The sequence below is a fragment of the Pseudomonas sp. GOM7 genome (genome assembly GCF_026723825.1).
Lineage (GTDB): Bacteria > Pseudomonadota > Gammaproteobacteria > Pseudomonadales > Pseudomonadaceae > Aquipseudomonas.
In genome coordinates, this window is record NZ_CP113519.1 from 2,120,668 (window position 1) to 2,138,982 (window position 18,315).

General features: G+C 63.9%; 15 protein-coding genes. All 15 read left to right on the forward strand.

The features are described from left to right. The first annotated feature begins 568 nt into the window (after positions 1 to 568). Complete coding sequence (locus tag OU800_RS09615) at positions 569 to 1,708, forward strand: acyl-CoA dehydrogenase family protein (RefSeq protein WP_268183264.1); 1,140 nt, start codon at positions 569 to 571, stop codon at positions 1,706 to 1,708. Between the two features lie 74 nt (positions 1,709 to 1,782). Then, positions 1,783 to 2,964 (forward strand): CaiB/BaiF CoA transferase family protein, encoded by a 1,182-nt coding sequence (locus OU800_RS09620; RefSeq protein WP_268183266.1) that lies wholly within the window; start codon positions 1,783 to 1,785, stop codon positions 2,962 to 2,964. Between the two features lie 730 nt (positions 2,965 to 3,694). Next, on the forward strand, positions 3,695 to 4,468 hold the full coding sequence (locus tag OU800_RS09625; RefSeq protein ID WP_268183267.1) for an ABC transporter substrate-binding protein: 774 nt from the start codon (positions 3,695 to 3,697) through the stop codon (positions 4,466 to 4,468). A 151-nt stretch (positions 4,469 to 4,619) separates the two neighbouring features. Beyond that, positions 4,620 to 5,309 carry an ABC transporter permease gene (locus tag OU800_RS09630; RefSeq protein ID WP_268183269.1) on the forward strand — a complete coding sequence of 230 codons (690 nt, stop codon included), beginning with the start codon at positions 4,620 to 4,622 and terminating at the stop codon, positions 5,307 to 5,309. Further along, a complete protein-coding gene (locus tag OU800_RS09635) occupies positions 5,306 to 6,004 on the forward strand; it encodes an ABC transporter permease (RefSeq protein ID WP_268183270.1) in 699 nt (232 codons plus the stop codon). The genes OU800_RS09630 and OU800_RS09635 overlap by 4 nt, the downstream gene beginning before the upstream one ends. Positions 6,005 to 6,032: 28 nt before the next feature. Further along, a complete protein-coding gene (locus OU800_RS09640) occupies positions 6,033 to 6,797 on the forward strand; it encodes an ABC transporter ATP-binding protein (protein ID WP_268183273.1) in 765 nt (254 codons plus the stop codon). Positions 6,798 to 6,851: 54 nt separating this feature from the next. Beyond that, positions 6,852 to 7,832, forward strand: coding sequence for a transcriptional regulator ArgR (argR, locus tag OU800_RS09645; RefSeq protein ID WP_268183274.1), 981 nt, complete (start codon positions 6,852 to 6,854; stop codon positions 7,830 to 7,832). A gap of 1,385 nt (positions 7,833 to 9,217) precedes the next feature. Further along, entirely contained in the window at positions 9,218 to 10,438 is a 1,221-nt protein-coding gene (locus OU800_RS09650) for an aspartate aminotransferase family protein (protein WP_268183276.1), read from the forward strand. A gap of 88 nt (positions 10,439 to 10,526) precedes the next feature. Beyond that, entirely contained in the window at positions 10,527 to 11,543 is a 1,017-nt protein-coding gene (gene aruF, locus OU800_RS09655; RefSeq protein ID WP_268183278.1) for an arginine/ornithine succinyltransferase subunit alpha, read from the forward strand. 97 nt (positions 11,544 to 11,640) lie between these two features. Then, the gene (gene astA, locus OU800_RS09660) at positions 11,641 to 12,657 is read left to right on the forward strand and encodes an arginine N-succinyltransferase (RefSeq protein WP_268183280.1); all 1,017 of its coding nucleotides are present in this window, start codon (positions 11,641 to 11,643) and stop codon (positions 12,655 to 12,657) included. A gap of 59 nt (positions 12,658 to 12,716) precedes the next feature. Continuing rightward, positions 12,717 to 14,180, forward strand: a complete 1,464-nt coding sequence (gene astD / locus OU800_RS09665; protein WP_268183283.1) for a succinylglutamate-semialdehyde dehydrogenase — start codon at positions 12,717 to 12,719, stop codon at positions 14,178 to 14,180. Continuing rightward, positions 14,180 to 15,526 carry an N-succinylarginine dihydrolase gene (astB, locus tag OU800_RS09670; protein WP_268183284.1) on the forward strand — a complete coding sequence of 449 codons (1,347 nt, stop codon included), beginning with the start codon at positions 14,180 to 14,182 and terminating at the stop codon, positions 15,524 to 15,526. Before astD ends, astB begins: the two co-directional genes overlap by 1 nt. A gap of 79 nt (positions 15,527 to 15,605) precedes the next feature. After that, positions 15,606 to 15,878 carry a topoisomerase II gene (locus OU800_RS09675; protein WP_268183286.1) on the forward strand — a complete coding sequence of 91 codons (273 nt, stop codon included), beginning with the start codon at positions 15,606 to 15,608 and terminating at the stop codon, positions 15,876 to 15,878. Between the two features lie 74 nt (positions 15,879 to 15,952). Then, positions 15,953 to 16,966 carry a succinylglutamate desuccinylase gene (gene astE / locus OU800_RS09680; RefSeq protein WP_268183288.1) on the forward strand — a complete coding sequence of 338 codons (1,014 nt, stop codon included), beginning with the start codon at positions 15,953 to 15,955 and terminating at the stop codon, positions 16,964 to 16,966. Between the two features lie 153 nt (positions 16,967 to 17,119). After that, positions 17,120 to 18,124 (forward strand): low-specificity L-threonine aldolase, encoded by a 1,005-nt coding sequence (gene ltaE, locus OU800_RS09685; RefSeq protein WP_268183289.1) that lies wholly within the window; start codon positions 17,120 to 17,122, stop codon positions 18,122 to 18,124. The last annotated feature ends 191 nt before the right edge of the window (positions 18,125 to 18,315 follow it).

The window sequence follows — 18,315 nt, forward strand, 5'->3', positions numbered from 1 at the left end:
GTCAGCCTTAGGGCTGACCTGAATGCCGGCTGAAAGCCGGCAAGCTATTCAAGCGAATGAAAGTGCGCGAATGAAAGTTTTGGTTTAACCCGGCGGCCACATCATGGCTCCACTGCTACCAGAGCACGCCGGGCATGCCCGGAGCCAATATACGCTCAGGCGCGCTAACTCCCCCTTCAGGAGGCCGAACGTAGGCATTGCGCAGGGGGCATGCCGCGAGAGGCGTAATGGGCCAGGGATGGCCCATGTACGCCGACCCCGGAGCGGTGCCGGAGTGAGGGAAGTCGAGCGAAGCGAGACCCGGATGGCGGGGGTGCGTTTCTTTTGCTTACTTTTCTTTGCGCAGCTCAAAGAAAAGTGAGTCGCCCGAGGGGGCGAAACAAGGAGTTTCTGAACACACCGAAGCGGCGTTCAGAACACCAGTAAGCCAACACACAAACTTGCCAGTCCGGTATCACCAGCTACTTTGACCGAATGAGTCAACCGCACCTGAGCGCATGGGTCATTGAGCGGCATGCGGCGGCACACCTAACCTTCGCGCAATAACAAGCAGCGGAGGATCCGCCCCATGCAGCGCAACCATTTCGACACCGAGCACAATCTGTTCCGCGATGCCTTCGCGACGTTCCTCGACAAGGAGGTGGTGCCGCATCAGGAGGAGTGGGAGGCCGCCGGCGTGGTCGACCGCAGCGTGTGGCGCAAGGCCGGCGAGATGGGGTTTCTGCTGCCCTGGGCGGACGAGCAGTACGGCGGCGCCGGGCTCAAGGATTTTCGCTACGAGCAGATCATGTGCGAGGAGCTGGCGCGGATCAACGAGCCTGGCTTCATGATCCCGCTGCACTCGGCCCTGTGCGGCCCCTATATCGCCGAGTACGGCAACGCCGAGCAGAAGGCGCGTCTCATGCCGGGCATCGTCAGCGGCGAGACCATTCTCGCCGTGGCGATGACCGAGCCGTCTGCCGGCTCCGACCTGGCGGGCATGCGCACCACTGCGGTGGACAAGGGCGATCATTGGCTGCTCAACGGCTCCAAGGTATTCATCTCCAACGGCTACCTGGCCGACCTGGTGATAGTCGCGGCCAAGACCGACCCGGCCAACAAGCACGCCATGGGCCTGTTCCTGGTGGAGCGTGGCATGCCTGGCTTCGAGCGCGGCAAGAAGCTGAAGAAGCTCGGCATGCACAGCCAGGACACTGCCGAACTGTTCTTCAGCGAGGTCAAGGTGCCCAAGGAGAATCTGCTGGGCGATGCCAAGGGCGGCTTCTTCTACCTGATGAACATGCTCGCTCAGGAGCGCCTGACCAACGCCTGCGGTGCAGTGGCTGGGGCTGAGGTGGCCCTGCAGACCACCATTGATTACGTCAGGGAACGCCAGGCCTTCGGGCGCCCGGTGGCGCATTTTCAGAACACCCGCTTCAAACTGGCGGAAATGCGCACCCAGGTCGACGTGGCGCAGGTCTTCACCGACCGCTGCGTGCTGGATCACAACCAGAAGAAACTCACCCCGGAAGTTGCCGCAGAGGCCAAACTCTTCACCACCGAGCTGCTCGGCAAGGTGGTAGACGAGGGCGTGCAACTGCATGGCGGCTGGGGCTACATGTGGGAGTACCCGATCTGCAAGATGTACGCGAACGCGCGCATTCAGCGCATCTTCGCCGGCACCTCGGAGATCATGAAGGAGATCATCAGCCGCGGTATGAAGCTGTAGGGTTCCACAGCCCGGTGTTGCTGGAGTTCGCGCGGCGCTATCGGTTACATCACACTCAGGAAACGGGAATCGCCATGTCCGGCCCACTGTCTTCGCTGAAAATCCTCGACTTCTCCACCCTGTTGCCGGGGCCGTTCGCCTCCTTGCTGCTGGCGGACATGGGCGCCGAGGTGCTGCGCGTGGAGTCGCCCACGCGCATGGATCTGGTGCGGGTGCTGCCGCCGCACGAGGGCGGCACCTCCACCAGCCATGCCTACCTCAATCGCAACAAGCGCAGCATCGCCCTCGACCTCAAGCGGCCCGAGGCGGTGGAGCTGGTCAAGAGGCTGGTGGGCGAGTACGACATCCTGCTCGAACAGTTCCGCCCTGGCGTGATGGATAGGCTGGGGCTGGGCTACGAGGCGCTCAAGGCGATCAACCCACGGCTGATCTACGTCTCCATTACCGGCTATGGGCAGACCGGGCCGTACCGCGAGCGCGCCGGGCACGACATCAACTACCTGGCGCTGTCCGGCATCGCCAGCTACACCGGGCGCCGCGACAGCGGCCCACTGCCGCTTGGCGTGCAACTGGCGGATCTCGCCGGCGGCTCCCTGCATGGGGTGATCGGCCTGCTCGCCGCCGTGGTGCAGCGCCAGGCCACGGGCAAGGGACAGCAGGTGGACGTGAGCATGACCGACTGCGCTTTCAGCCTGCACGGCATGGCCGGTGCTGGTTACCTGGGGGCGGGAGTGGAGCCGGCCATGGAGAATCAGCCGCTCAATGGCGGCAGCTTCTACGATTACTACCGCACCCGTGACGGCCGCTGGTTCGCCGTGGGTAGCCTGGAGCCGCAGTTCATGCAGGCCTTCTGTCAGGCCATCGGGCGGCCGGAGCTGGCGGCTCGTGGGTTGTCGCAGAAGCCGGAGGATCAGCAGGCGCTCAAGCGTGAGATCGCGATCGAGTTCGAGAAGCGTGATTTTGCCGAGTGGGGCCAGGTGTTCGCCACGCTAGATGCCTGTGTCGAACCCATGTTGCCGCTCTCCGAGGCGCTGGAGCATCCGCAGATCCGCGCCCGTGAACTGGTGACCGAGGTGCCGCGCGAGGGGCTGCCGGCGCAGGCGCAACTGGCCTGCCCGCTGAAGTTCTCCGAGGGCCTGCCACCACCACGGCATGTCGGCACGGCGCTTGGCGCGCACACCGAGCAGGTACTGGCCGAACTGGGTTTCGATGCCGAAGGTGTGGCCAGATTGCGTGACGCAGGGGTGTTTGGCTAGCAGGCTGTTGAAAAGCTACCTGCGTTGGCAATACTGCGTTAAAAACAGCCTCGCGTGCGAGCCCAGGCTAGGCGCCCCCGTCAAAAATGCTCATTTACAACACGTAAACCCGAGTGCGGACCCAGTGCTTCTTGACTCACTGCGTTCACCCTTCGGGTCAGCCTTCGGCTGTTACTCCCGCTGGTCGTTGCGGCTGTTTTTGCGGGGCCGCCATCGGTATTGCACTGCCTGCCTCGGCTCGGGCTTCCTGCTTCGCTCTACCTCCTGCATCCATGCAGTCGTCGCCTACGTTTTTCAACGGCCTGCTGGGGGCTGTTGCTAGCTGCCGGGTAACACCCTGCACCGGACTGGGCGTTTCGGGAACGCAATTGCCCTGATTCGGTGCGCCTGCTGGCCGCCGTGATGGCTCACTCTTCAGCGCAAGCCCCGAAATAGAGAGGGTGGCGATTTCATGGCCTGGGTCTTGCTTTGAAGATTCGTTTGGATTTTTTCTGTTGATCACTGCTTTTTCTGTCTGTCAATATCTCTCGCCTGTGCATCCTGCGCTTCTGTAATTAGTTGTCGCATTGAAGAAATATCCCCTCAATGCCTGCCGCTAGAATGCCGCACACCCAGCCAAGGCCCCTTGTCGTCCACCCTGCACGACAGCGCAGCACTGCCTTCTATCACCCATAAAAGGCCCGGGCCCCTCACTGCCATCGATGCCATACCCAAATTCGAGGAGCAAAGAATGAAGAAGATCGCACTGCTCGGCGCCTTGGCGCTGTCCCTGTTGTCGCCCCTGGCCATGGCCGAGAAGCCGCTGCGCATCGGCATCGAGGCGGCCTATCCGCCCTTCGCCTTCAAGACCCCCGATGGCCAGATCGCCGGCTTCGACTACGACATCGGCAACGCCCTGTGCGAGGAGATGAAGGTCAAGTGCCAATGGATCGAGCAGGAGTTCGACGGCCTGATCCCGGCGCTCAAGGTGCGCAAGTTCGACGCCGTGCTGTCGTCCATGTCGATCACCGAGGATCGCAAGAAGTCCGTGGATTTCACCGGCAAGTACTACGCCACGCCGGCCAAGCTGGCGATGAAGGCCGGCACCGAGCTGAAGGATCCGCTGGTCGACCTCAAGGGCAAGAAGATCGGCGTGCAGCGCTCCTCGGTGTATGACCGCTACGCCACCGACGTCTTCGCCCCGGCCGGTGCCGAAGTGGTGCGCTACAGCTCGCAGAACGAAGTCTTCCTCGACCTGCAGGCCGGTCGCCTGGATGCCACCCTGGCCGACTCGGTGAACATCGACGACGGCTTCCTCAAGACCGACGCCGGCAAGGGCTTCGCCTTCGTCGGCCCCGACTTCACCGATGTGAAGTACTTCGGCGAAGGGCAGGGCATCGCCGTGCGCAAGGGCGACAAGGCCCTGCTCGACAAGCTCAACGCGGCCATCGCGGCGATCCGCGCCAACGGCACCTACAAGCAGGTGCAGGACAAGTACTTCGACTTCGACGTATACGGCGAATAAGCCTAACCTGCAGACAGCACGGCTTGCCGCAAGCCGTGCCGTTTTTCTGGGCCATCTCACCAGATGGCCCTTGTGGTGAGCCTGGCCGCCACCGCTGACCTTTCCACTGTGCTCCCTGGCGCCCTTGCGGTGCCTGACGAGGTATTCGCGCATGCTTCAAGGCTATGGCTCGACCATTCTCGATGGCGCCTGGCTCACGCTGCTGCTGGCGCTGACGTCCATGGCGCTGGCCATCTTTCTCGGCCTGATCGGCGCGGCGTGCCGCCTGTCATCCATCAGGTGGTTGGCCTTGCTCGGTGAAACCTATGCCACGGTGATCCGTGGCATTCCCGATCTGGTACTGATCCTGCTGATCTTCTATGGCGGCCAGAGCCTGGTGAACAGCGTGGCGCCGATGGTTGGCTACGATGAGTACATCGACATCAACCCCTTCGTCGCTGGCGTGTTCACCATGGGTTTCATCTTCGGCGCCTACCTGTCGGAAACCTTCCGTGGCGCCTTCATGGCCATTCCCAAGGGGCAGGGCGAGGCCGGCGCTGCCTATGGCATGAGCGGGGTGCAGGTGTTCTTTCGCATCCTCGTGCCGCAGATGATCCGCTTCGCCATCCCCGGCTTCACCAACAACTGGCTGGTGCTGACCAAGGCCACCGCGCTGATTTCCGTGGTCGGCCTGCAGGACATGATGTTCAAGGCCAAGAGTGCCGCTGACGCCACCCGCGAACCCTTCACCTTCTACCTGGCGGTGGCCGGCCTGTACCTGCTGCTGACCAGCGTGTCGCTGCTGGCCCTGCGCCTGCTGGAGAAACGCTACTCGGTGGGCACCAAGGTGGCCGAACTATGATCTTCGATTATCAGATGATCTGGGAAAACCTGCCGCTGTATTTCAGCGGTGTACTGGTGACCCTCAAGCTGCTGGGCATTTCCCTGAGCGTCGGCCTGGCGCTGGCTCTGCCGCTGGCTCTGATGCGGGTGTCGCAGTCGCCCTGGGTGAACTTCCCGGCCTGGCTCTACACCTACGTGATCCGCGGCACGCCGATGCTGGTGCAGCTATTCCTGATCTACTACGGTCTGGCGCAGTTCGAGTTCATCCGCGATAGCTTTCTCTGGCCGTATTTCTCCAGCGCCACTTTCTGTGCCTGCCTGGCCTTCGCCATCAATACCAGCGCCTACACGGCGGAAATTCTTGCCGGCAGCCTCAAGGCCACGCCGCCAGGCGAGATCGAGGCGGCCAAGGCCATGGGCATGTCGCGCGCCAAGCTCTATCGCCGCATTCTCCTGCCGTCTGCGCTGCGCCGCGCGCTGCCGCAGTACAGCAACGAGGTGATCATGATGCTGCACACCACCTCGCTGGCCTCCATCGTCACTCTGGTGGACATCACCGGCGCGGCGCGCACGGTCTACTCGCAGTACTACATGCCGTTCGAGGCCTTCATTACCGCCGGCCTGTTCTACCTGGTGCTGACCTTCACCCTGGTGCGCCTGTTCAAGCGGGCCGAGCGCCGCTGGCTGGCCTACATGGCCCCGCGCAAGGCCTGATGCCATGTCGATTCAAGAGAACCCGAACATGTACAAACTCGAAGTCCAGGACCTGCACAAGCGCTACGGCAGCCATGAGGTGATCAAGGGCGTGTCGATGGCGGCCAAGGCCGGCGACGTCATCAGCATCATCGGTTCCAGCGGCTCGGGCAAGAGCACCTTCCTGCGCTGCCTGAACCTGCTGGAGCAGCCGCATGCCGGCAAGATCCTGCTCAACGGTGAAGAATTGAAGCTGGTGCCGGCCAAGGACGGTTCGCTGCGTGCCGCCGATGCCAAGCAACTGCAGCGCATGCGCGCGCGCCTGGCCATGGTGTTCCAGCACTTCAACCTGTGGTCGCACATGAGCGCCCTGGCGAACGTGATGGAGGCGCCGGTGCACGTGCTCGGCATGAACAAGGCCGAGGCCCGCGACAAGGCCGAGCATTACCTGAACAAGGTGGGCGTGGCCCATCGCAAGGACGCCTACCCGGCGCACATGAGCGGCGGCGAGCAGCAGCGTGTGGCCATTGCCCGTGCCCTGGCCATGGAACCGGAGGTGATGCTGTTCGACGAGCCGACTTCGGCGCTCGACCCGGAGCTGGTCGGCGAGGTGCTCAGGGTGATGCAGGATCTGGCCAGCGAAGGCCGCACCATGGTGGTGGTGACCCACGAGATGGGTTTTGCCCGCGAGGTGTCGAACCAGTTGCTGTTCCTGCATCAGGGCCTGGTGGAAGAGCGTGGCTGCCCGCGTGAAGTGCTGGCCAATCCACAATCCGAACGGCTCAAGCAGTTCCTTTCCGGTAGTCTCAAATAATAAGAAGCTAGACTGCGCACTTACGGGTGCGTTGAGCCCATTGAATAGACACTAATGACCCCCCATCGAATCGGCTTTTTATACTGGCCCGGCACCAAGGCCCTGACCCTGTCCCTGGCCGAGGAAGCCCTGCGCGTGGCGCAGCGGGTACACCCCGAGGTGCTCTACGAGCTGGTATTCCTGCAGGCCGAGCCGTCGATGGCGGGGGATTGGCGCCTGCCGGGCGAGCCATGGGCCGGGCACATGGATGGCCTGCACAAGTTGTTTCTGCTCGCCGATGCGCCGCCGGCTCAGGTATCGGCGCCGCTGGCTGCCGCGCTCAAGCAGCAGGTGCGTAGTGGCTGCGTCATTGGCGGGTTGTCGGCGGGGGTCTATCCGCTGGCCCAGCTTGGTTTGCTCGACGGCTACCGCGCGGCGGTGCACTGGCGCTGGCAGGACGACTTCGCCGAACGCTTCCCCAGGGTCATCGCCACCAGCCATCTGTTCGACTGGGATCGTGACCGCCTCACCGCCTGTGGTGGCTTGGCGGTGCTCGACCTGCTGCTGGCGGTGCTGGCGCGTGACCACGGTGCCGAACTGGCCGGCGCGGTGAGTGAGGAGCTGGTGGTCGAGCGCATCCGCGAGGGCGGTGAGCGTCAGCGCATCCCATTGCAGAATCGTCTGGGTTCCAGCCATCCCAAGCTGACCCAGGCGGTGCTGCTGATGGAGGCCAATATCGAGGAGCCGCTGACCACCGACGAGATCGCCCAGCACGTCTGCGTGTCACGTCGGCAACTGGAGCGCATCTTCAAGCAGTACCTCAACCGCGTGCCCAGCCAGTACTACCTGGAGCTGCGCCTGAACAAGGCGCGACAACTGCTGATGCAGACCAGCAAGTCGATCATCCAGATCGGTTTGTCCTGTGGATTTTCCTCGGGGCCGCATTTCTCCAGCGCCTACCGTAACTTCTTCGGCGCCACGCCGCGTGACGACCGTAACCAACGGCGCAGCAACAGCCCCTTCGAGCTCAGCTCGACGCCGGTCGAGCGGGGCTGATCCGTCCTCTGCTCGCGAAGCTGCGGTGTTCCCTCGGTTCGCGAGCGGGCAACCGGATGAAATCCTGACGTTCATTTAAGGCACTTCCTTGAAACCTCGTGCCAGGTCTTGAGCTGCTTGCTTGATACCGGACTGGCAATACTGTGTTAGTTGTTCTGTGTCTGTTCCGGGTTGCCGCGTTTTTGTTGATGTTTTTGGTTTCGCCCTCCCGGGCGAGTCACTTTTGACGGGCAAAAGTAACCAAAACCCTCCGCCCGGTCATCCGGCCCTGGCTTCGCCAGGGTTCGCTCACTCCATCGCCGTTCCAGAGGCCCGCCGCGAAGGGCCGTCCCTGGCCCATCGCGGCTTTCGCGACATCCATGTCGCTCAACCTCTTCCACGACGATTCCGTTCGCCCTCCTGGGCGGGCTCTGCACGCGCCTGAACCCGAGGTAACCCAGAATTAGCGTGGAGTGTTTGAACATGGGTCAGCCTTAGGGCTGACCTTAATGTCGGCTGCAAGCCGGCAAGCTGTTCACTGCATGAAACTGCGCGAATGAAAGTATTGGTTTAATTCGACAGCCAAATCTCGGCTCCATAGCTACCAGAACACGCCGGGCATGCCCGGAACCAATGTACGTTCAGGCGCGCAAATGCCCCCTTCAGGAGGCCGAACGCAGGCATTGCGCAGGGGGCGAGCGGCATGGATGCCGCGAGATACCGATGGCGGCCCCGCGTAATGGGCCAGGGATGGCCCATGTACGCCGACCCCGGAGCGATGCCGGAGTGAGGGAAGTCGAGCGAAGCATGACGGGGACGCCTAGTTCCGGATGGCGGGGGGCGTTTCTTTTGCTTACTTTTCTTTGCGCTGGGCGGCAATCCGAGTTCAAAGAAAAGTGAGTCGCCCGAGGGGGCGAAACAAGGAGTTTCTGAACACACCGAAGCGGCGTTCAGAACACCAGTAAGCCAACACACAAACTTGCCAGTCCAGTATCAAAACTGATCTCCCCCCGAAACTCCGCGAAGAACCTTTTGGGCGATCACTGCCCAGACCCATCACGACTCAGGACGCTGACGCGTTCAAGGCCCGCCATTCATTAGCCGGCAATGGCCGCACCGCTTGAATGAACCGCATTAGGATGAAATCGCGTCAATAGGCCGGTCAGCCTGCGCAGATTTTTCCCCGGCCCCTGCACCGCAGCGCTTAACTGCGTTTACACTGCGCCTTTCCGACGTTTTCTGTCGCTTTGACGAAAACCCGCGGGAAACCTGGGGTGGCGCTGTAAGAACATGTCGCATGAGCACAAGGCCGACCCCGAATCAGCCCCTACAATCCTTGGCATTCCCTGTCGTTACGGGCCTTCTGGCTGCCCGGGCGGCCGGTATTTCTCATCAGGAGAGCTTCGATGTCCGTTCAGCACGATGCGGTGCAACGCGCCGATTTCGACCAGTTCATGGTCCCCAACTACGCCCCTGCTGCCTTCGTCCCGGTGCGCGGCCTGGGGTCGCGAGTCTGGGATCAGAGCGGTCGCGAGCTGATCGACTTCGCCGGCGGCATCGCCGTCAACGTGCTCGGCCACTGCCACCCGGCGCTGGTAGCAGCCTTGACCGAGCAGGCCAAGACCCTGTGGCACATCTCCAACGTGTTCACCAACGAGCCGACCCTGCGCCTGGGCAAGAAGCTGGTGGAGGCCACCTTCGCCGAGCGCGTGTTCTTCTGCAACTCCGGCGCCGAGGCCAACGAGGCCGCATTCAAGCTGGCCCGGCGTGTCGCCCATGACCGCTTTGGGCCGGAAAAGCACGAGATCATCGCCGCCACCAACAGCTTCCACGGGCGCACCCTGTTCACCGTCAGCGTCGGCGGCCAGCCGAAGTATTCCGACGGTTTCGGGCCGAAGATCCAGGGCATCACCCATGTTCCTTACAATGATCTGGAGGCGCTGAAGGCGGCCATCTCCGACAAGACCTGCGCCGTGGTGCTGGAGCCGATCCAGGGCGAGGGCGGGGTGCTGCCGGCGGACAAGGCTTATCTGGAAGGTGCCCGCGCGCTGTGCAATGCGCACGATGCGCTGCTGGTGTTCGACGAGGTGCAGAGCGGCATGGGTCGCAGCGGCGAACTATTCGCCTACATGCATTACGGCGTGGTGCCGGACATCCTCTCCAGCGCCAAGAGCCTGGGCGGCGGTTTCCCCATCGCGGCGATGCTTACCACCACCGAACTGGCCAAGCATTTCTCCCCTGGCACCCATGGCACCACCTACGGCGGCAACCCGCTGGCCTGCGCCGTGGGCGAGGCGGTGCTGGACATCGTCAATACCCGCGAGACGCTCGATGGCGTCAAGGCCAGGAGCGCGCGTTTCAAGAGCCGCCTGGAGGCCCTCGGCCAGCAGTACGGCCTGTTCGAGCAGGTGCGCGGCATGGGCCTGCTGCTCGGTTGCGTGCTCAATGACAAGTGGAAGGGGCAGGCCAAGCAGGTGCTCGATGCCGCCACGGCCGAAGGCCTGATGGTGCTGCAGGCTGGCCCGGACGTGGTGCGTTTCGCCCCGAGTCTGGTGGTCGAGGACGTCGATATCGAAGAAGGCCTGGCTCGTTTCGAGCGCGCGCTGAGCAAGCTGACGGCGGCCTGAGTAGCCCCAGGCATGGGCTCGAGCCGCACAGCCGCGGCTTGGGCCCGTGTCGCCGCCTTACCGATTCCCTGTTGAGAAGGAGTGCCCCATGCTGGTGATGCGCCCCGCGCAAATGGCGGATCTGGCCGAGGTGCAGCGGCTGGCTGCCGACAGCCCGGTCGGGGTCACCTCGTTGCCGGACGATGCCGGACGCCTGGGTGACAAGATCGGCGCGTCGGAGTCATCCTTCGCTGCCGAGGTCAGCTTCAATGGTGAGGAAACCTATTTCTTCGTCCTCGAAGATACCGTCAGTGGGCGCCTGGTCGGCTGCTCGGGCATCGTCGCCTCGGCCGGTTATTCCGAGCCGTTCTACAGCTTTCGCAACGAAACCTTCGTGCACCACTCCCGCGAGCTGAAGATCCACAACAAGATCCACGTGCTCTCGCTGTGCCACGACCTCACCGGCAACAGCCTGCTCACCAGCTTCTATGTCGAGCGCTCGCTGGTGTCCACGGCGTTCGCCGAGCTCAACTCCCGTGGCCGCCTACTGTTCATGGCCAGCCACCCCGAGCGCTTCGCCGACGCGGTGGTGGTGGAGATCGTCGGCCACAGCGACGAGCATGGCGAGTCGCCGTTCTGGGACGCCGTGGGACGCAACTTCTTCGACATGAGTTATGCCGAGGCCGAGCGCTTGTGCGGTTTGCGCAGTCGCACCTTCCTCGCCGAGCTGATGCCGCATTACCCCATCTACGTGCCACTGTTGCCGGACGCGGCGCAGGAGGCCATGGGCCAGGTGCACCCGCGGGCGCAGATCACCTTCGACATCCTCATGCGTGATGGCTTCGAGACCGACCACTACATCGATATCTTCGACGGCGGGCCGACCCTGCATGCGCGCACCTCGGGTATCCGCAGCATCGCCCAGAGCCGCCTGGTGCCGGTGCTCATCGGCGAGGGCGCGCAGGCTGGCCGGCAGTACCTGGTGAGCAATGGCCAGTTGCAGGATTTTCGCGCCATCGTCGCCACGCTGGACTGGGTGCCGGGCAAACCCGTGACCCTCAGCGCCGAAGCCGCCGAAGTGCTGAGCGTGGGCGAGGGCGGCAGCGTGCGTTTGGTGGCGGTTTGAATCGAAGCGGCAAGCCCCAAACTCCAAGCGGCAAGCCAGCCTGGCTTCTGACTTGTAGCTTGTCGCTTGAAGCTAATAGCTTGATCCGGAGGATCCAATGATCGTTCGTCCCGTGCGCAGTGCCGATTTGCCGGCTCTGATCGACCTGGCACGCAGTACCGGCGCCGGCCTGACCACCTTGCCGGCCAATGAGGCGCGTCTGGCGCAGCGTGTCGTCTGGGCGGAAAAGACCTTCCGTGGCGAGGCCGAGCGTGCCGACGCCGATTACCTGTTCGTGCTCGAGGACGATGCCGGCCAGGTGCTCGGCATCTCTGCCGTGGCGGGCGCCGTGGGCCTGCGCGAGCCCTGGTACAACTACCGCGTCGGTCTGACCGTCAACGCCTCGCAGGCGCTGAACATCCATCGGCAGATTCCGACCCTGTTCATGGCCAACGATCTGACTGGCAACAGCGAGCTGTGCTCCCTGTTCCTGCATGCTGATCACCGTACCGGGCTCAATGGCCGCCTGCTGTCCAAGGCGCGCTTTCTGTTCATCGCCGAGTTCCGCGAGTTGTTCAGCGACAAGGTGATCGCCGAGATGCGCGGCATGTCCGACGAGCACGGCCGTTCACCGTTCTGGGAAAGCCTGGGGCGGCACTTCTTCAAGATGGAGTTCTCCCAGGCCGACTACCTCACTGGCGTTGGCAACAAGGCCTTCATCGCTGAGCTGATGCCCAAGTTCCCGCTCTATACCTGCTTCCTCTCGGCGGAGGCGCGCGCGGTGATCGGCCGTGTGCACCCCGATACCGAGCCGGCGCTGACCATGCTCAAGGCCGAGGGCTTCAGCTATCAGGGTTATGTCGACATCTTCGATGCCGGGCCGGCCATCGAGGCGGAAACCGCGAAGATTCGCGCCGTACGTGACAGCCAGCAACTGGTGCTGGCCATCGGCACGCCGGGTGACGACGCAGTGCCCTATCTGGTGCACAACCGCAAGGGCTACGACTGCCGCATCACCGTCGGCCCGGCGCGGGTGGCCGCCGGTACCCTGGTGGTGGCGCCATTGACTGCCAAGCGCCTGCGCATGTCCGCCGGCGACCTGGTACGTGCCGTGCCGCTGGCAGCCGGCGGCTGAAAGAGACTGTACCGGGCCGGTCAGCCTGCCGGCCGTGAATGCGTGGAGTGAAAAATACAATGAGCACTCACTATATCGCCGGCCAGTGGCTGGCGGGGCTTGGCGAGCCGCTGCAGTCGCTCGACCCGTTCAGCCAGGCCGTGCTCTGGCAGGGGCACGGCGCCACGACCGAACAGGTCGATGCCGCTGTGACGGCTGCGCGCCAGGCCTTTCCGGCCTGGGCCGGGCAGTCGCTGGACGCCCGTATCGCCATGCTCGAGCGCTTCGCCGTGCAGCTCAAGGATCAGGTCGAGTCCCTGGCGCAGGCCATCGGCGAAGAAACCGGCAAGCCGCTGTGGGAAGCGGCCACCGAGGTCAGCAGCATGATCGGCAAGGTAGCCATCTCCATCCAGGGTTATCGCGAACGCACCGGCGAGAAACGCGGGCAGGTGGCCGACGCCAGCAGCGTGCTGCGGCACAAACCTCATGGCGTAGTGGCGGTGTTCGGCCCCTACAATTTTCCGGGGCATCTGCCCAATGGCCATATCGTGCCGGCGCTGCTGGCCGGCAACTGCGTGCTGTTCAAGCCCAGCGAGCTGACCCCGAAGGTGGCCGAGCTGACGGTCAAGTGCTGGATTGCGGCGGGGCTGCCGGCGGGCGTGCTCAATCTGCTGCAGGGCGGGCGTGACACCGGCATCGCCCTGGCCGGTCATGATGGCATCGATGGGCTGTTCTTCACCGGCTCCAGCCGTACCGGCAACCTGTTGCATGCGCAGTTCGCCGGGCGCCCGGAGAAGATCCTGGCGCTGGAGATGGGTGGCAACAATCCCTTGATCGTCGATCAGGTGGCCGATGTCGAGGCCGCTGTCTATACCATCGTGCAATCGGCCTTCATCAGCGCCGGCCAGCGCTGTACCTGCGCGCGGCGCCTGCTGGTGCCCGCAGGAGAGTGGGGCGATGCCCTGCTGGCGCGCCTGGTGCAGGTGGCCGGGCAGCTTGGCGTCGGCCGTTTCGATGCGCAACCGGCACCTTTCATGGGAACGGTGATTTCCCTGCAGGCCGCCGCGCAGTTGTTGCAGGCGCAGCGGGAGCTGCTGGCCGGTGGCGCCACGGCGCTGCTGGCGATGACCCAGCCGCAGGCCGATGCGGCGCTGCTCACACCCGGCATCCTCGATGTCACGGCGCTGGCCGAGCGTCCGGACGCGGAATTCTTCGGCCCGTTGCTGCAGGTGATCCGCTACAGCGATTTCGAGGCCGCCCTCGCCGAGGCCAACGCCACCGCCTATGGTCTGGCTGCTGGGCTGCTGTCCGATTCGCGGGCGCGCTTCGAGCGCTTCTGGCTGCACAGCCGCGCCGGCATCGTCAACTGGAACAAGCCGCTCACCGGCGCCGCCAGCAGCTCGCCGTTCGGCGGCATCGGCGCCTCCGGCAACCATCGCCCCAGCGCTTACTACGCCGCGGACTATTGCGCCTATCCGGTGGCCTCGCTGGAAAGCGAAAGCCTGGCGCTGCCTGCGACCTTGAGTCCAGGAGTGAGCCTCTGATGCCTGCCTATGAGATGAACCTCGACGGTCTGGTCGGGCCGACCCACAACTACGGTGGGCTGTCCTACGGTAACGTCGCCTCGCAAAGCAACGGCCAGGCGGCCTCCAACCCCAAGGAAGCCGCCAAGCAGGGCCTGGCGAAGATGAAGGCGCTGATGGACATGGGCTTCAAGCAGGGCGTGCTGGCCCCGCAGGAGCGCCCGGCCGTCGCCGAACTGCGCCGTTTGGGCTTCAGCGGCAGTGATGTCGAAGTGATCCAGCGCGCCGCACGCGAGGCCATGCCGTTGCTGGTGGCGAGTTGCTCGGCCTCGAGCATGTGGACGGCCAATGCCTGTACCGTCAGCCCCAGTGCCGACACCGCCGATGGCCGCGTGCACTTCACCGCCGCCAACCTCAATTGCAAGTTCCACCGCTCGATCGAGCACCCCACCACCAGCCGCGTGCTGCAGGCCATGTTCGCCGACGAGGCGCACTTCGCCCATCACCCGGCGCTGCCGGCGGTGGCGCAGTTCGGCGACGAAGGCGCGGCCAACCACACGCGCTTCTGCAAGGATTATGGCGCTGCCGGCGTGGAGTTCTTCGTCTACGGGCGCAGCGCCTTCGACACCCGCTACCCGGCACCGGCCCGTTACCCGGCGCGGCAGACCCTGGAGGCCAGCCAGGCGGTGGCACGCCTGCATGGCTTGAGCGAGGCGGGGGTGGTCTACGCTCAGCAGAATCCGGCAGTGATCGATCAGGGCGTGTTCCACAACGACGTGATCGCCGTGGGCAACGGTGAGGTGCTGTTCTATCACCAGGACGCCTTTCTCCACAGCAACCAGGTGCTGGCCGAACTGAGCGACAAGCTGGCCCGACGCGGTGGCAACCTCCAGGCGGTGTGTGTGCCGACTGCGGCGGTCAGCGTGCAGGATGCGGTTTGCTCGTATCTGTTCAACAGCCAACTCCTGACTCGCGCCGATGGCAGCATGCTGCTGGTGGTACCGGAGGAGTGCCGTCACAACGCCAGCGTCTGGCGCTACCTCGAACAGCTCACCGTCAGTGGCGGGCCGATCCGCGAGGTGCGTGTGTTCGACCTCAAGCAGAGTATGCAGAACGGTGGCGGCCCGGCCTGCCTGCGTCTGCGTGTGGCGCTGAACGAAGCTGAGCTGGCGGCGGTCAATCCGGGTGTGGTGATGACGGCTGGGCTGCACGAGCGCCTGGTGGCTTGGGTCGACAGGCACTACCGTGACCGCCTGAGCGAAGCCGACCTGGCCGACCCACAACTGCTGTACGAATGCCGCACGGCATTGGATGAACTGACGCAGATCCTTAAACTGGGCTCGGTCTATCCTTTCCAATTGAACTGAATTAGCGACAAGCTCCAAGCCTCAAGCTGCAAGTGTCAGCTTGTCTTGCAGCTTGAAGCTTGTAACTAGGAGCTGTTTCATGTCCCTGCAACTGATTCTCGAAGATACCGACGGCACTCAGCTAGAAACCTCCTGCACCCGCTTCGCCGTGGTCTGGCAGGGCAAGGAGGTATGGATTCAGGCCGTTGGCGATCAGTTGCTGATCGGTGTCGACGTCGAGGAGGGCGATACCGAGTACGCCAACCTGCTGCTGCGCCCGCAGGCCACCAATCTGGTCAGCCTGCAGCTGGAAATGGAGGCGGTCGATGCCGGTGACGACGATCACGTGCATGGTCCGGACTGCAATCACTGATCGAGCCTGGTAGGGGCGAGCGAAAACGCTTGTTCGCTCGCGCCTACAAGAATGCTGCGAACCAAGGAGTCGCCATGCTTGCCCTCGGCAAACTGCTTGAACTGACCCTGGCCGGCCATGAGCCGTCGGCGAAGATTCAACTGACACCCGACGGCACGCGCCTGCGATGGCTGGACGAAGGTGCGCTGGAGGTCACTCCGCCAGCTGCCCGTGACACTGGCCTCGACCTGCTGCTGTCGGCCGGCATCCACGGTAACGAAACCGCGCCTATCGAGCTGCTCGACCGTCTGCTGCGTGGCATCGCGCGCAACGAGTTGCATCCGGCGGCACGCATGCTTTTCCTGTTCGGTAACCCCGAGGCCATGCGCCGCGGCGAGCGCTACGTGGAACAGGACATCAACCGCCTGTTCAGTGGTCATCACGAACAGGCCAGCGGCTTCGAGGCGATTCGTGCCTGCGACCTGGAGCATCTGGCTGCCACCTTCTTCGGCAAGGCAACGGGGCGCATGCGGCTGCACTACGACCTGCACACCGCCATGCGTGGCTCGAAGATCGAGCAGTTCGCCCTCTATCCCTGGCAGGAGGGTCGCGCTCATTCCCGTCGCGAGCTGCAGCGCCTGCGCGCCGCCGGGATCGAGGCGGTGCTGCTGCAGAACAAGGCATCGAGTACCTTCAGCGCCTACACCTATGCGCAGCTCGGTGCCGAGGCCTTTACCCTGGAGCTGGGCAAGGCGCGCGCCTTCGGGCAGAACCAGCGGATCAACCTCGGGCTGCTGGAAGGCGCTCTGCACGACTTGATCGAGGGGCGTGAAATGACGAGCGACGGGACGAGCCTCGATGGCCTGCAACTGTTCGCCGTATCGCGCGAGATCATCAAACACAGCGACAGCTTCCAGTTGCACCTGCCGGCGGACATCGAGAACTTCACTGAGCTGGAGCCCGGGTATCTCCTGGCCGAAGACATCGCCGGCACGCGCTGGGTGGTGCAGGGGGAGGGCGAGCGCATCATCTTCCCCAATCCCAAGGTCAGGAACGGCCTGCGCGCCGGCATCCTCATCGTTCCCGACGATGGCGCCGGCGTGCTGTAGCCCGGATGCAATCCGGGGATGGCCGGCACATTTTCCCCGGATTGCATCCGGGCTACGGTGTCGGCCAGTTGCTTTATCGCACAACTGTATCTTTCACTGTCCGGGCAGCCTCTTTAGCATGGGCTTTTTCGCCAGAAGCCGGGAATGCCTGCCATGCATCTGATCGACCTGCGTAGCGATACCGTCACCCAGCCCACCGCCGCCATGCGCGAGGCCATGCTCACCGCCGAACTGGGTGACGATGTGTATGGCGAGGATCCTACCGTCAACCGCCTGGAAAGCTGGCTGGCCAAGGAACTGGGCTTTGCCGCGGCACTGTTCGTGCCCACCGGCACCATGAGCAACCTGCTGGGCCTGATGGCGCACTGCGAGCGCGGTGACGAATACATCGTCGGCCAGCAGGCGCACACCTACAAATACGAGGGCGGTGGCGCCGCCGTGCTCGGTTCCATCCAGCCGCAGCCGATCGACGCCGAAGACGATGGCTCGCTGGATCTGGCCAAGGTGGAGGCGGCGATCAAGCAGGACGACTTCCATTTCGCCCGCACCCGCCTGCTGACACTGGAAAACACCATGCAGGGCAAGGTGTTGCCGCTCGACTATCTGGCCGCCGCGCGCGAGCTGACTCGTCGACGTGGCCTGAGTCTGCATCTGGATGGCGCGCGCCTGTTCAATGCGGCAGTCAAGCTGCAGGTGCCGGCACGCCAGATCACCCAGTATTTCGACTCCGTGTCGGTATGCCTGTCCAAGGGGCTCGGTGCGCCGGTCGGCTCGGTGCTCTGTGGCAGCGAAGAGTTGATCGCCAAGGCCCGGCGCCTGCGCAAGATGGTCGGCGGCGGCATGCGCCAGGCGGGCCTGCTGGCGGCAGCCGGGCTCTATGCCTTGGAACACCAGGTCGAGCGCCTGGCCGAGGATCATGCCAAGGCCGCGCACCTGGGCGAAGCACTGCGCGAGCTGGACTACAGTGTCGAGCCGGTGCAGACCAACATGGTCTACGTGCAGCTTGGCGAGCGGGCCGCGCGGATCAAGGCCTTCATGGCTGAGCGCCGCATCGCCGTCGTCGCCGCACCGCGCCTGCGCCTGATCACCCACTTGGATGTCGGTGCCGAAGGTATCGAGCGGGTGATCGAGGCCTTCGCCGCTTTCCGTGACCATTGAGCAAGAAAGGGACGGTTCATAGCTGTCGCCTATCAACAGGGCACTAGCCGCGGGCGACAGGGCCGATATAATGCGTCCCTTTGCAGACTGCGTGATAACCGTTGCGCCCGGTCATGCTGCGTTGGGAATCGGCTCGGAATGCTCATTCACAGGCTGTGAATTCTGCCTCCTCGCTGCCTTCTGCCTTGGCT

Excerpts from the sequence above, each read along its gene's own strand:
- OU800_RS09635 (WP_268183270.1), top strand. The coding sequence starts at position 5,306 with ATGATCTTCGATTATCAGATGATCTGGGAAAACCTGCCGCTGTATTTC.
- OU800_RS09615 (WP_268183264.1), top strand. The coding sequence starts at position 569 with ATGCAGCGCAACCATTTCGACACCGAGCACAATCTGTTCCGCGATGCC.
- astE (WP_268183288.1), top strand. The coding sequence starts at position 15,953 with ATGCTTGCCCTCGGCAAACTGCTTGAACTGACCCTGGCCGGCCATGAG.
- OU800_RS09625 (WP_268183267.1), top strand. The coding sequence starts at position 3,695 with ATGAAGAAGATCGCACTGCTCGGCGCCTTGGCGCTGTCCCTGTTGTCG.
- astB (WP_268183284.1), top strand. The coding sequence starts at position 14,180 with ATGCCTGCCTATGAGATGAACCTCGACGGTCTGGTCGGGCCGACCCAC.
- OU800_RS09630 (WP_268183269.1), top strand. The coding sequence starts at position 4,620 with ATGCTTCAAGGCTATGGCTCGACCATTCTCGATGGCGCCTGGCTCACG.
- OU800_RS09675 (WP_268183286.1), top strand. The coding sequence starts at position 15,606 with ATGTCCCTGCAACTGATTCTCGAAGATACCGACGGCACTCAGCTAGAA.
- aruF (WP_268183278.1), top strand. The coding sequence starts at position 10,527 with ATGCTGGTGATGCGCCCCGCGCAAATGGCGGATCTGGCCGAGGTGCAG.
- ltaE (WP_268183289.1), top strand. The coding sequence starts at position 17,120 with ATGCATCTGATCGACCTGCGTAGCGATACCGTCACCCAGCCCACCGCC.
- OU800_RS09620 (WP_268183266.1), top strand. The coding sequence starts at position 1,783 with ATGTCCGGCCCACTGTCTTCGCTGAAAATCCTCGACTTCTCCACCCTG.
- OU800_RS09640 (WP_268183273.1), top strand. The coding sequence starts at position 6,033 with ATGTACAAACTCGAAGTCCAGGACCTGCACAAGCGCTACGGCAGCCAT.
- argR (WP_268183274.1), top strand. The coding sequence starts at position 6,852 with ATGACCCCCCATCGAATCGGCTTTTTATACTGGCCCGGCACCAAGGCC.
- astD (WP_268183283.1), top strand. The coding sequence starts at position 12,717 with ATGAGCACTCACTATATCGCCGGCCAGTGGCTGGCGGGGCTTGGCGAG.
- OU800_RS09650 (WP_268183276.1), top strand. The coding sequence starts at position 9,218 with ATGTCCGTTCAGCACGATGCGGTGCAACGCGCCGATTTCGACCAGTTC.
- astA (WP_268183280.1), top strand. The coding sequence starts at position 11,641 with ATGATCGTTCGTCCCGTGCGCAGTGCCGATTTGCCGGCTCTGATCGAC.